This is a genomic window from Rhodococcus sp. 66b (assembly GCF_002076325.1).
Taxonomy (GTDB): Bacteria; Actinomycetota; Actinomycetes; order Mycobacteriales; family Mycobacteriaceae; genus Rhodococcus_F; species Rhodococcus_F erythropolis.
The window spans coordinates 207,722-220,912 of sequence record NZ_MUZB01000010.1 but is presented as its reverse complement, the minus strand read 5'-3'; the positions used below and the strand labels follow the sequence as shown (position 1 = coordinate 220,912).

The 13,191-nt window shown below is 62.2% G+C and carries 11 protein-coding genes; 4 read left to right on the top strand and 7 right to left on the bottom strand.

The genetic code is table 11. The annotated features are described in order from the left end of the window. Nucleotides 1-3: 3 nt before the first annotated feature. Together B0E55_RS20155 and B0E55_RS20150 are read right to left on the bottom strand one after the other, a co-directional pair. The gene (locus tag B0E55_RS20155; protein WP_003943196.1) at nt 4-261 is read right to left on the bottom strand and encodes a WhiB family transcriptional regulator; all 258 of its coding nucleotides are present in this window, start codon (nt 259-261) and stop codon (nt 4-6) included. Between the two features lie 19 nt (nt 262-280). Beyond that, on the bottom strand, nt 281-820 hold the full coding sequence (locus tag B0E55_RS20150; RefSeq protein WP_020971175.1) for an HNH endonuclease: 540 nt from the start codon (nt 818-820) through the stop codon (nt 281-283). A 334-nt stretch (nt 821-1,154) separates the two neighbouring features. On the opposite strand from B0E55_RS20150, the gene B0E55_RS20145 reads away from it, so the two are divergent. Continuing rightward, nucleotides 1,155-2,165: a threonine aldolase family protein gene (locus tag B0E55_RS20145; protein ID WP_019745824.1), complete on the top strand. Its 1,011-nt coding sequence runs from the start codon at nt 1,155-1,157 to the stop codon at nt 2,163-2,165. Nucleotide 2,166: 1 nt separating this feature from the next. On the opposite strand, the gene B0E55_RS20140 is transcribed toward B0E55_RS20145, so the two are convergent. Together B0E55_RS20140 and B0E55_RS20135 are read right to left on the bottom strand one after the other, a co-directional pair. Continuing rightward, nucleotides 2,167-3,021, bottom strand: a complete 855-nt coding sequence (locus B0E55_RS20140; protein WP_020971177.1) for an LLM class flavin-dependent oxidoreductase — start codon at nt 3,019-3,021, stop codon at nt 2,167-2,169. Beyond that, nucleotides 3,018-3,881 (bottom strand): patatin-like phospholipase family protein, encoded by an 864-nt coding sequence (locus B0E55_RS20135; RefSeq protein ID WP_019745826.1) that lies wholly within the window; start codon nt 3,879-3,881, stop codon nt 3,018-3,020. The genes B0E55_RS20140 and B0E55_RS20135 overlap by 4 nt, the downstream gene beginning before the upstream one ends. 54 nt (nt 3,882-3,935) lie before the next feature. On the opposite strand from B0E55_RS20135, the gene B0E55_RS20130 reads away from it, so the two are divergent. Further along, complete coding sequence (locus tag B0E55_RS20130; RefSeq protein WP_080910322.1) at nt 3,936-5,621, top strand: dihydroxyacetone kinase family protein; 1,686 nt, start codon at nt 3,936-3,938, stop codon at nt 5,619-5,621. Between the two features lie 101 nt (nt 5,622-5,722). Beyond that, complete coding sequence (locus B0E55_RS20125; RefSeq protein ID WP_080910321.1) at nt 5,723-7,345, top strand: long-chain fatty acid--CoA ligase; 1,623 nt, start codon at nt 5,723-5,725, stop codon at nt 7,343-7,345. Between the two features lie 87 nt (nt 7,346-7,432). Here B0E55_RS20125 and B0E55_RS20120 read toward each other — a convergent pair whose 3' ends face one another. From B0E55_RS20120 to B0E55_RS20110, 3 genes are read right to left on the bottom strand one after another with little or no spacing between them, the layout of a single operon-like run. Then, nucleotides 7,433-8,059, bottom strand: a complete 627-nt coding sequence (locus B0E55_RS20120) for a TetR/AcrR family transcriptional regulator (RefSeq protein WP_080910320.1) — start codon at nt 8,057-8,059, stop codon at nt 7,433-7,435. A gap of 12 nt (nt 8,060-8,071) precedes the next feature. Then, complete coding sequence (locus tag B0E55_RS20115; protein WP_003942978.1) at nt 8,072-8,833, bottom strand: 3-hydroxyacyl-CoA dehydrogenase; 762 nt, start codon at nt 8,831-8,833, stop codon at nt 8,072-8,074. A gap of 28 nt (nt 8,834-8,861) precedes the next feature. Further along, nucleotides 8,862-10,055 (bottom strand): thiolase family protein, encoded by a 1,194-nt coding sequence (locus tag B0E55_RS20110; protein WP_080910319.1) that lies wholly within the window; start codon nt 10,053-10,055, stop codon nt 8,862-8,864. 366 nt (nt 10,056-10,421) lie between these two features. Between B0E55_RS20110 and lanKC the strand changes: the two genes are divergently transcribed. Next, nucleotides 10,422-13,004: a class III lanthionine synthetase LanKC gene (gene lanKC, locus B0E55_RS20105; RefSeq protein WP_080910318.1), complete on the top strand. Its 2,583-nt coding sequence runs from the start codon at nt 10,422-10,424 to the stop codon at nt 13,002-13,004. Nucleotides 13,005-13,191: the final 187 nt, after the last annotated feature.

The following is a 13,191-nucleotide window of genomic DNA, read 5'->3' as shown; positions in this document are numbered from 1 at the left end:
CCCTCACGCCGCGACGATCCTGCCCTGCTCGAACTTCACTCCTCCCCAGATTCCGGTCTGGCCAGTGGCAGAGGCGAATTCGCGACACGATTCCGCAATCGGGCACCTGTTGCACACGTCGGTCGCGTAGTCGTATCCTTCGGACGGAAAGGGAAACCAGCGGTCCGGCTCGGGGTCTCCTCGACATTCCGCCTGCCACCAGGTTCGGTCGTCCGAGATCGGCAGAAGCTCAGCCAGATTCGAGATTTCGTCAGCGCACATCACTTACTCCTTTCCACCGTCACGTCCGACTCAATTCACGCCAGATCTTCTGCTGCACTTTCTCGATGCGTCGAGGCGCCTTCGGTTCCCACAGCAACCGCATGCCGGCCTCCGCCGGTGTGCGATCCGCTTTGCGCTGATTGCAGGAACTGCAGCACGCCACCAGATTCCCCCACGTGTTGGGCCCGTTGCGGCTTCGCGGCTGGACGTGGTCGATGGTCGTTGCTCTGGCGGCGCAGTACGCACATTGACGACCGTCCCGGTCGAAGATGCCGGCGAAGGTCGCTCGGCTGGAATCGGTGACCGTAACCCGGTGGGCGACATACACGTACTCGGCAAGCAGGATCGTCCGAGGCAGTGGTATCTCGACGTGCTTGGAGCGCACCGGAAGTATCGGGATCACGTCTTCGGTGGACTGCGCGGAACCGGTGGCGATCAGGACGATCGCACGATCGGCGCTCACTTCACCGAGGTACTCGTACGTTGCGTTGAGTACCCGGACGGACCGGTTCATCCAACTGTGAGAAGCGGCGGTAGATGCGCGGTTCGGGTTCCGCATGAGACGTCTCAGTTCATGTCGAGGAGTGGAACTCCTGGACGTGAAGACGGGTCAGGAGCAAATGCAAGAAACGGGGAACGGCATATATCCAGCGCCACTCTGTTCCCCGAATGCAGGAAGGGAAATGCCGCGGGGTGAGTGCCCGCGCAGGTGCAACGCTTGCTTCGAGTCGCGCATGCCTGTCCCTTCCACTTCTTGTTCTCTTCACCGACGATTGCCGGCGCCCATCATCACACGGAAGGCATCCTCAGCGATATTGATTTATCAGGCCGGAACAGCCGTCCAGCAAAGGCCGCGGTTTGACGCCGGAACACGCGGCTTGATCGAATGAGCCATGACTTCGTCGTACATCGACCTACGCTCGGACACCGTCACCAAGCCTGATGCGGAGATGCGGAAGGCGATGGCTGACGCCGAGGTCGGTGACGACGTCCTCGATCACGACCCGACCATGGCGGCGCTCGAGGAAGAGGTCGCACATACTCTGGGCTTTCCGGCGGCCTTGTGGGTACCGAGCGGATCGATGGGCAACCTGATTGCGCTGATGCTGCACCTTCGCCGCGGCGATCAGTTCCTCGCACCGGAACACTCTCACGTCTTGGGGTCAGAGTTGGGCACCGCTGCTTGGCTCGCACAGGGAATGCCGATGGCGCTGCCGCACGACGGCGGACCCGGACGTCCCAGTCCCGAGACCGTCGTGAAGGCGGCGGGCTCCCCCGGCCCGTACTTCACGTTGAACACCACGCTGCTCTGTCTCGAGAACACCCACAATTTCGCCGGCGGCGCCGTCATGAATCCGACGGAGTGGACGAAACTGGTCGACGCGGCGAGATCACGCGGCTTGAAGATTCATCTCGACGGCGCCCGCCTCTGGAATGCCGCTGCTGCACTCGATGTTTCGCCCACCGAACTGACTTCCGGCGCCGATACCGTCCAGGTGTGCCTGAGCAAGGGACTCGGTGCGCCGGTCGGCTCGATTCTGGCCGCATCACCTGAATTGATCACCGAAGCCCGAAGGATCCGCAAGATGCTCGGCGGCGGCGTTCGTCAGGGCGGGGTGCTTGCCGCAGCCGGCATCGTCGCGCTTCGCTCACAAGCTCGCCTGTCCGACGATCACGACAATGCGCAACGCCTGGCATCGGGCCTTCGTGAACGCGGCTGGGCTGTCGACGAACCCGCAACCAACATCGTTCTCGCCGCCACAGCCGATCCGTCGGCCACCGTTGCTCAGCTCGCCGCTGTCGACGTCGGTGCAGTCACCGTCGCCGGGAAGGTTCGGTTCGTGACACATCGAGACGTGAGCACTGCCGACATCGACGAAGTTCTGTCCCGACTAGCCGCCTGAGCTACACCATCAGCGGTTGAACCTCCTGCGCGACAAGGCGAATGAACTCGCGAACGTCCGGCTCGTCAACGGTCGGTTGGAGTACCACGGTGGTTGCACCCGCGTCCACCCATCGCACTGCTGCGGCCGCAACGTCGGCCGCGGTCCCCACGGCAATCGCTTCCTCCGGCGACTCGCACCCTGACGCTGCGGCCTCGGCAAGGGCGCGCTCACGACCGCTGGAACCAAATGCACAGATGACGTAAACGACCACCTCGAGATCCTGCGCTCCGATATGAGCGATCGCCCGGCGAACACCTTCCGGGGTCGTCCCACCCGAGAGCACGGTGCCCTGCGCCAACTCACCACTGAGCGCCAAAGTCTTTGGCCCCGTGGCACCGACGAGCAACTGCGGCACCTTCTCGGGCGGCCACGCCAGCTTGACGTCCGTGAGATTCACGTATCGACCGGATACCGTCACCGACTCACCGCGCAGTAATCGCTCGAGTGCTCCGAACTGCTCCCGGAGGAGGGTCAACGGCGATTCGACCTTGGCGCCGATCTGCCGCATCCAACTCTGAACGCCGTGACCGAAGCCAACACGCAGTCGATCCGGATGAACTCTGGCCAGCGCCGAAATCTCCATCGCCGTGATCGCGGTGTTGCGCATCGGCGTCGGCAGCACACCGATCGCCACTCCCAGGCGCGTGGTTTCGGCCAATACAGTTGCAGCAGTGGCTATTCCTCCACCGAAGAAGCAGTCCTCCCACAGCCAGACCTCGTCGATACCGACTTCGTCGGCATACCCCGCATGCCGAACCAGATCTTCCGGGGATTGCTCCGGACGCAGGACCACGGCAATCCGTGCGGCGCTCATGCCGTCACCAGAAACGCAGCGATCTCGTCAGCTGTTCGGCGACCCTGTTCGCGTCCGAGTTCAGCTGCCGGGCGCCTTGTCGCCGGCGAGAGGGAGTTGGTTCCGATCGCTTCCACGACGGCGTCGTCGGCGAAGATCGCCAGTACCCGTGACTGCGTCATCGCGTCGATTTCCTCTCGTAGGCTGCCGCCCAGCAGATTCGGGGCGGGATCGGCAGCAGGTGAAAGAACCACGACCACATCGCAGTCGGCAGCCAAATGAACATTCGAGCCACTTGCCATTCCGCCGTCCATGTACCGGTCGCCCTCGATCATGACTACCGGCCACACCCCTGGTACGGCGCAACTTGCTCCGACTGCGTCGATCAGTTCTACGCCGTCAGCACTGCCGAACACCCTCAACTCACCGGTCTGTGCGTTGATCGCCGGGATGCGCAACACCCGCTCGGGCCACAACCGATCGGGCAGCCTTGCCTCGATGACCGCACGACGCACGGCGGGTTCGACGGTGTCGGCGGCCATCGCTGCCTCGCCGAGCGCACGAAGTTGTTCGGACCGATCCGCGGAGCCCGCGATCGCGTCGACGAACATCTGACCGAGGACCTCGACATCTACCTCCGGATCGATCTCACCGGTCGCAGCGGCCGTTTGTGCGTCGAAAAGCTCCTGAAGGGTCGCGCCGCCCGCAATCTGAGCAGTCACGGTGGAACCTGCAGAAGTGCCGATCAATACGTCCGCTGCCAGCAGCGCTGCGGCAGCGTCCGGCGATTTGTCCTGAACGCCCAACAGAAAACCGGTTTCCCAGGCGATTCCCGCAACGCCGCCACCGGCAAGTACCAACCCCAATTTCACGCCGTCCACCTCTCGTCGATCACGATCCGTGCCCGAAGTCGACGTTAGACCTACTCTGAAGTGATGTTCATGCGCAGCGCAAAGACATTTGTTCCCGACGCACTCCGCGGGTTGATCGCATCCACCGACGACATCGCGTGGAACCCCGATCCCGGATACCTCACTCGTGCACAGCCCCTTCCACGCGGGCGAGTCGCGCTCGTCTCCGGCGGCGGCTCGGGTCACGAACCCATGCACGCCGGATTCATCGGCGAAGGAATGCTCACGGCCGTCTGTCCCGGGTTGATCTTCAGCTCACCCAACGCACTGCAGATCCATGAAGGATCCAAAGCTGCCGACGCCGGTGGCGGCGTCCTGCACATCGTGAAGAACTACACCGGCGACGTGATGAATTTCGGTATCGCACGGGAACTACTCCGCGAGGACAAGATCGACACGGACGTCGTCTTGGTCGACGACGACGTCGCGACCGAACGCGCAGACGGTAGCGGCCCGGGGCGACGCGGCACTGCGGCAACGATCGTGGTGGAGAAGGTCTGCGGCGCGTCGGCCGCCCGCGGTGACGACCTGGCCGAGGTGACCCGGATCGGACAACACGTCGCGCACTCGGCTCGCAGCATGGCCGTCGCTCTTCGCCCATGCACCTTGCCAGGGGCTGACGAGCCGTCGTTCGACCTACCGGACGGGCAGATGGAACTTGGTATCGGAATCCACGGCGAACGCGGCACAGAACGCGTGGACGCCCTGCCCGCACCGGAATTGGTGCGACGGCTGACGGATCCGATCATCGAGTCCCTGAGTCTCGCCGAAGGTGATCACGTCATTGCGGTCGTCAACGGGCTGGGAGCCACCCACCCAATGGAGCTGCAACTACTGTTCGCCGAACTCGGAGATTATCTGGCCGACCAGGGAATTCACATCGAGCGGACGCTGATCGGAACGTTCGTCACTGCATTGAACATGGCCGGAGCATCCATCACCCTTGTTCGCACAAACAAAGAAATCCTCGAATTATGGGACGCGCCAACAAAAGCGCCCGCCTGGCCGAATGCTATGGCACGTGAGTACAGCGGCATGGGCAAGCGTGAATCATTCGGTCCCACATTCACACCCGACACCTCACGCACTGCCGAAAGCAGCTTCGTCGGCGGCTGGATTGCGGACTGGGCCGCGAAGGTACTGGAGCAGGAACCTGCCCTGACCGATCTCGACCGACGAGCAGGAGACGGCGACTTCGGGACCAACATGGTGGCCGCACTGGATCAGCTCGACATCTCGGCGATCCGTGACACCTATTCCACTGCAACGATATTCGATGCAGTCTCCCAGGCGTACCTCGGTCACGCCGGCGGTACGTCCGGCGCGTTGTTCGGCATCTGGTTCCGGCATTTCTTCCGCGTCGCCGCAGAATCAGCGGACTCCGAACTCGACCTCGGTGCGATCGCGGCTGCAGCACGGGCGGGGCTCGACAACATCACCTCGCTCGGCGGCGCACGCGTCGGCGACAAGACGATGGTCGACGCGATAGTTCCGGCGGTCGAGTCGTTGGAGCAATCCGTGAACTCGGGAGCCGATCGGGACGCTGCTCTGGCCAGCGCAGCGGCAGCGGCGGCGGCCGGCGCGGAGTCGACCGAAACCATGCTCGCGAACCGCGGACGTGCAAGTTATGTGGGCGAAGCCGCTCGCGGAGTGGTCGATCCGGGAGCGCTACTCATAGCGTGGTTTTTCGCTAGTGCAGTGGGTCACTAGCGAGCACTTCGCAGCTGTGACTAATCTGGCAGCCACAGCACATCGTTTGTGAGGGCCCGTGGGCAAAAGCACCGGTCTCACACACCACACAGGAGCAGCCCATGCTGAGCACCATGCAAGACGCCCCCCTCTCCATTGCTCAACTTCTCCGCCACGGTGCCTCCGTTCACGGCGCTTCCGAGGTTGTCACGTGGACCGAGTCCGGCCCGCGCCGTGTGTCATACGCAGACGTCGGCAAGCGCTGCGCACAGCTTGCGCACGCCCTGCGCGGACTCGGTGTCGAGGGTGACGAGCGAGTCGCCACGTTCATGTGGAACAACTCCGAGCACCTCGAGGCGTACCTGACGATCCCCTCGATGGGTGCTGTGCTCCACACGCTGAACATTCGTCTGTTCCCCGAGCAGTTGATCCACGTCGCCAATCACGCCGAGGACCGCGTGATCATCGTCGATCCGTCCCTGATTTCGCTTCTCTCTCCGCAGCTTCCGTCGCTGACAACCGTCAAGCACATCATCGTCACCGGCTCCTCCACTGCGGGACTCGAAGCTCCCGAGGGCGTGCAGGTTCACACATACGAGGGCTTGATCGCCGATCAGCCAACCGAGTTCGACTGGCCCGAGGTCGACGAACTCAGTGCTGCCGCAATGTGTTACACGTCCGGCACCACGGGCGACCCCAAGGGCGTCGTCTATTCCCACCGCTCGATCTACCTGCACTCCATGCAGGTCTGCATGAGCGACGGCCCCAACCTCGCGCAGGGCGATCGTGCACTCGCCGTGGTGCCTCAGTTCCACGCCATGTCGTGGGGACTTCCCTACGCTGCGTTCATGATCGGCGCCTCGCTGATCATGCCCGATCGCTTCCTCCAGCCTGCTCCGTTGGCTGCGATCATCGCCAGCGAGAAGCCGACGTTCGCCGCGGCCGTACCCACCATCTGGCAGGGCCTGCACCTCTACCTCGAGCAGAACCCACAGGACATCTCCTCGATGCGTGAGGTCCTGATCGGCGGCTCCGCGGTACCGCCTGCCCTCATGCACGCATTCGAAGCCGACCACAACGTCTCCGTCCTGCACGCCTGGGGCATGACCGAAACCTCCCCACTCGGATCCGTCGCCCGCCCGCCGGCCGGTGTCACCGGCGACGCGATGTGGAAGTACCGCTACTCTCAGGGCCGCTTCCCGGCATCCGTCGAGGCACGTCTCATCGACGATGACGGCAAAGTTGTTGCACACGACGGCGTTTCCGTCGGCGAGCTCGAAGTGCGCGGCCCCTGGATCACCGGGTCGTACTACGGCGTCGATGCGGAAGACAAGTTCAACGACGGCTGGCTCAAGACCGGTGACGTCGGATCCATCACGGCCGACGGCTTCCTGAGCCTGTCCGACCGCTCCAAGGACATCATCAAGTCCGGCGGCGAATGGATCTCATCGGTCGACCTCGAGAATGCCGTCATGGGTCACCCCGACGTCACCGAAGCTGCCGTCATCGGCGTGCCGGACGAGAAGTGGGACGAGCGCCCGTTGGTCGCGGTTGTTCTGCGCGCCGGTTCCGAGACCACGATGTCCGAACTCCAGCAATATCTTTCGGACAAGGTCGCCAAGTGGCAGCTCCCCGAGAACTGGGCTGTGGTTCAGGAAGTTCCGAAGACGAGCGTCGGCAAGTTCGACAAGAAGCGCCTGAGGGCCGACTACCACGAAGGCGGACTCGAAGTCACTCGCCTCTGACACGGAGTGACTGCTGAAGCATGAATACTGAAGGTGGGCAACAGGTTTTCACTCTGTTGCCCACCTTCGTTTAACGAGCAATGCACTTTACGGACGATAACCGACCGTGTGAAAAGCGATGTCGACGTACTTCTGCGCCAATTGCGTCGGCGACATCGGCCCGCCGGTCTGGAACCAACGCGGCAGTGACTGCGCCATACCGAGTATGGCCCGGACGGTCTCTTCGGTGTCGGCGACCGCGAAATCTCCCGATGCCACACCGTCGTCGACGATCCTGCGCATGAGCAACTCGAGCCGCTTACGACTGGCGGCGTATCGACTTCGGCTTTCCGGTGAGACATGCCGAATCTCGGTGTCCAACGCAGCATGCCGCGACCGGTGGGTCATGTAGAGAACAATCGCCTCCACCACCAAGGCGAAGCGTCGTACCGGATCTTCGCCGGCTTCCACCTCTGCCGCTTCGGTTCTGGTATTCAGCTCACTCATCGAGATCTCGAACAGAGCGACGAGGACTGCCTCTTTGTTCGCGTGGTGATAGTAGAGCGCGGGAACGGTTACCCCGACACGGTTGGCAATCTGCCGCACCGTCGTGCCGTGGTAACCGTTCTCGTCGAACAGCTCGAGCGAAGCCATCAGGATGTCGGTCATCACCAGCGGCGGGAAAGTCCTCCAGTCCACTGCCACCGAATTCACCGGCTCCACCTCGCGAGTCATGAATAGCCGAAATTACCGCGGTGCCATACGGATTGCACCGTCGAGGCGGATCGTCTCACCGTTGAGCATAGGGTTGGAGACGATATGCGCAGCAAGCGCGCCGTACTCGCTGGGATCGCCCAGGCGAGAGGGGTGAGGCACCTGCTGACCCAGCGACGCCTGAGCGGCTTCAGGCAGTCCGGCCAGCAACGGGGTCTTGAACAGGCCGGGAGCGATGGTGTTGACGCGGATCAGCAGCGACGCGAGGTCACGGGCGATGGGGAGCGTCATACCGACGACGCCACCCTTCGACGCGGAGTACGCAGCCTGCCCGATCTGACCGTCATAGGCTGCGACGGAGGCGGTGTTGATGATGACGCCGCGTTCACCGTCGATGGGTTCGGTCTTCGAAATACGTTCCGCAGCAAGACGAAGAACGTTGAAGGTGCCGATCAGGTTGACGTCGATGACCTTCTTGAATGCGTCGAGCGGGAAAGCACCCTTCTTGCTGACCGTCTTGACTGCGTTGCCGATTCCGGCGCAGTTGACTGCCACGCGCAGGGGTCCGAGGGACTCGGCCACGTCGAGTGCCGCGGTGACCGCAGCCTCGTCGGTGACGTCTGCAGCCGCGAAGCGGACCCGGTCGCCAAGTTCCTTGGCGATGGCTTCACCGTTGGACGACGGAAGGTCGATGATGACGACGCTGGCACCGTCGGCAAGAAGGGCTTTGGTCGTAGCCAGGCCGAGGCCGGATGCTCCACCGGTGACGACGGCGACGCTGTCGTTGACGATCATGAGAGTTCCTTTCGAAAGGTTATGTGTTTCAGATGCGTTCGATGATGGTGGCGTTGGCCATGCCGGCGCCCTCGCACATGGTCTGCAATCCGTAGCGTCCGCCGGTGGCCTCGAGGTGGTTGACCATCGTGGTCAACAGTCGAGTACCCGAGGACCCCAGGGCATGGCCGAGTGCAATCGCCCCGCCCCACGGGTTGAGCTTTGCCGGGTCGGCGCCGAACTCGTGAGCCCACGCGAGCGGGACGGGAGCGAAGGCTTCGTTGACCTCGTAGGTGTCGATGTCGTCGATGCTCAGACCCGCGCGAGCGAGCACCTTGTGGGTGGCTGGGATGGGTGCGGTGAGCATGAAGATCGGGTCGTCGCCCGCAACGGAGAAGGAGTGGAAGCGTGCTCGCGGGGTCAGCCCCAGCTTCGACGCCATTTCTTCGCTCATGATCAGTGCTGCGGACGCGCCGTCGGTGAGCGGCGACGAGTTACCGGGAGTGATCGACCACTGCGCCTCGGGGAAGCGCTGCGCGTACTTCTCCGAGTAGAACGACGGCTTCAAGCCGGCGAGTCCCTCGGCGGTAGTAGACGCGCGAACCGTCTCGTCGACGGTATGCGAGACGGTCTCACCGGCGGCGTTGGTCACGGAGATCGGCAGAATCTCCTTGTCGAAGAGTCCCTTCGCCGCTGCCTCTGCTGCCCGCTGGTGGGACTGCGCGGAGAATGCGTCGAGAGCGTCGCGGTCAAGCTTCCACTTGGCGGCGATCAATTCTGCAGAGATTCCCTGGTTGACCAGGCCTTCGGGGTAGCGAGCCGCGATGCCCGGACCGGAAGCGTCCCTCCCCATCGTCGTGGTACCCATCGGGACACGACTCATGGATTCGACGCCTGCCGCGATCACGATGTCGTAGGCCCCGGCGATCACGCCCTGCGCCGCAAAGTGCGCAGCTTGCTGACTCGAACCGCACTGGCGATCGATCGTGGTGGCGGGTACCGACTCGGGGAACCCTGCCGAGAGGACCGCGCTGCGGGTGATGTTGAGCGCCTGCTCACCGGCCTGGCCGACGCAACCGCCGATCACGTCGTCCACCAGGGCGGGGTCGAGGCCGTTTCGCGAGGTGATGGAACGCAGAACGTGGGCCATCAGTTCGACAGGGTGCGTCCCGGACAGTGCTCCGCCCGGCTTTCCCTTGCCAGACGCGATCCGGACTACATCGACGATCACTGCCTTGGTCATCTTCGTTCCCTTCGAGGACGTGCATTGCTGGGGCGGTCCGGCACCCGAGTTCGTGGCACCGGATGCCGAACCGAGATCGTGAGAGCACCCTGACTTAGCGCTCGCTAAACAATTACCACCGAGTCGGACCGTCCGTCAAGAGAGGGCTACCGAACTCGAAGCCGATGTGGGCAGATGAAAAGTTGGGCGATCAGGAACCCCTGACCCACGCCCTTCATTAGTACTTTCGAATGATAGGTTTTCAATCTTCGCCCGAAATGTCCGGAATCGGATAACCTTCCGCCACAAGCAATCCAAGCCACAGGGGATTCGGGGCGTGGCACCAATCGATGACAAACCGCAGGGGGACTGACCCGGAGGTAGAGCGTGGACCTGCGATACGTTGCATTCACACGTGCCGACTCGCATTTCTACGACCGAATCAGAACGGTCACTCGACCTGACACACTGACTGAACAGCACTTTAAGCCTGCAAAGTCGGTGGACTGGTCACTCTGGCGGCGCGGTCCCCAAAGCGGACCGTGGAACTACTTTCAACCGCCTGACAGCGTGCTGCCAGAACAGGGATGGAAGATTCACTGCTCCGCTACCCAAGCCAACGCGCAGGAGCTGCTCGATACCGTCTCCGAGTATTGCGGCCGCGATCTGGTGCCTTTCAAATTTCTTCGGACGGCAGCAGACCTCATGTTCTCCAACAGCAAGCAGGCCAATCGAACATCCAGCGGAAAATTCATCACGATCTATCCGGCGGATAGCGTTGCCACACAACGTGTCATCACCGAACTGGACGAGCTTGTCACGGCTGCCGACGGGCCATACATCCTCAGCGATGTGCGATGGAACCGGGGACCACTCTACTTACGGTACGGCGCGTACCTGCCCATGCAGACCAATGATTCATTCGGCGATCGCGTCCCGGCAATACGTCGCCCTGACGGATCGCTCGAACCCGATCTGCGCGGCACTTCCTTCAGAACTCCAGACTGGGTACAAATCCCGGACTTCGTTCGCGCGCAGCAAGACAAGCTGAAATCACGCGACGCCTTCCCCTATTCGATCACTGAAGCCCTGCACTTCAGCAACAGCGGGGGGATCTACTCCGCGCTGGACGACGCCGGCATCAATCTCGTCATCAAAGAGGGTCGGCCCTTCACCGCCCCGGACGCCAACGGCCGGTACGCAATCGACCGCATTTGCAACGAGTACGACACGCTGACTCACCTTGCCGACAACCCGTACTCACCTTCCGCGCTCAACTTGTTCGAGCGCGAAGGACACCACTTTCTTGTCACCGAGCGCGCACCCGGCGCTCCCCTGAATCAGGAGATTGCGCTCCGCTATCCGCTGATACGCGCGGATCAGACACTCAGCTCCCGAACGGAATACAGAACCTGGGCGCTCGGTATTGCACAACAGCTGACTACCGCAGTCGAGAGCTTCCACAACGCCGGAATCGTTCATGCCGATCTTCACCCCGGCAACGTGATGTGCTCACCGTCGGGTATTCGGATCATCGATTTCGAGATGGCCCACAGCATCGACGAGCAACCGCCCCGGTCCACCGGGGCTCCCGGGTACACCGCACCGCAACAGTTGACAGGAATCGAGGCAGATCGATACTCCTTGGGATGCATCGAGCTGGGACTCTTTGTCCCACTTACTACATTGCTCCCCCTCGACCGCAACAAGATTCCCGAACTCATCGGCTACGCGGTGTCTCGATTCGATCTTCCTCGTGCCTTCTGTGCCTCGCTCTATTCGATGCTCGACGCACAGCCGCCGGAACCGGCGGATCACCCGCATCGTTGGGACACGTCGTCGAGGGAAACCTTGCAACGTATGGACGCTCGATTGCGCTGCGGCATCCTCACCACACTTGATCTCTCCCGCGCTGATCGACTCTTTCCCGGTGACATCGCCCAGTTCGAAGTGAACGGTTACGGCATTGCTCACGGCTCGTGCGGAAACCTACTCGCCGATGATCTTCCCACCGACACCTTGGAGACAGTTCTGGAATGGACTGAACATCAAGTTGATTCGGATACGCAACCACGGTTCGGTTTCTTCGACGGGCTCGCAGGTGCGGTGCATACCTTTCGGCAGCTAGGACGACACTCGACTGCCGACAGATGGGTCGAGACTTTGCGTGGAGTCCCACTCGACGCGCTCGACTCCAGCCTCTTCGGCGGCCTTTCCGGAATCGGGTGCCTTCTACTCGAGGAATCGGAGTCATGTCCGGCGGCATCGTCAACTCTCGCTCTCGTCACCGAAACTCTGCGGGATCGCCTTCCGGCTGCTCGCGCACACGTCCGCTTCACCGACGGAACATCTTGGGCGACAACGGGTCGCGGAGGCTTGATGAGAGGGCCGAGCGGGCAAGCGCTGTTCTGGACTCGCCACTACGAACGGACCGGTGATCCTCGATCGCTGGAACACGCGCGACAGCTTGTCGACATCGACCTGTCCGTGATGCAGATGTGCCCTGACGGTTCGATGCAGCTGAGAGAGGAGCGCCGGACAATGCCGTACCTCGGATCGGGATCCGTCGGCGTGGGCCTGGTACTTCTTCAACTTCTTCGACATGTCGACGAGCCGCGCTACGCGTCTGCGCTACTTGCCATATCCCGCGCTGCCGCCGTCGAATTCACTGCCCAAGCCGGACTACTCAACGGGCGAGCCGGGCTGATTCTCTTCCTCGGCGAACTCTCCAAGAGTCCATATGCCGGCGCCGATTGTGAGCAGACGCTTGCCCAGCAGTTGCAGCTTCTGGGCTTACACAGCCTCAATCACGCAGGAGGACTGCACTTTCCAGGTGAACAGAACCTGAGACTCTCGACAGACTGGGCAACCGGATCTGCAGGAATACTGGCGTCGCTCCGACATACCGGATCGGCAACTGCCCGACAGTCGTTTCCACTGATGTGCGCGTCGAACTGCCACATCGCCTAATTGTTCGGAAGTTATCACCCACGGCAGATTGGAGCACAGAAGTACCAGGCGAAAAACCTGGAATTAAATCAACACCGCAAGCAAACTCGATCGATCAAATCCATCGGCAAGAACGCCGATCAACAAAGGAAATGACAATGGACGCTATTCTCTCCCTTCAAGATTTGTCAGTCGCCGCCGGCAACGT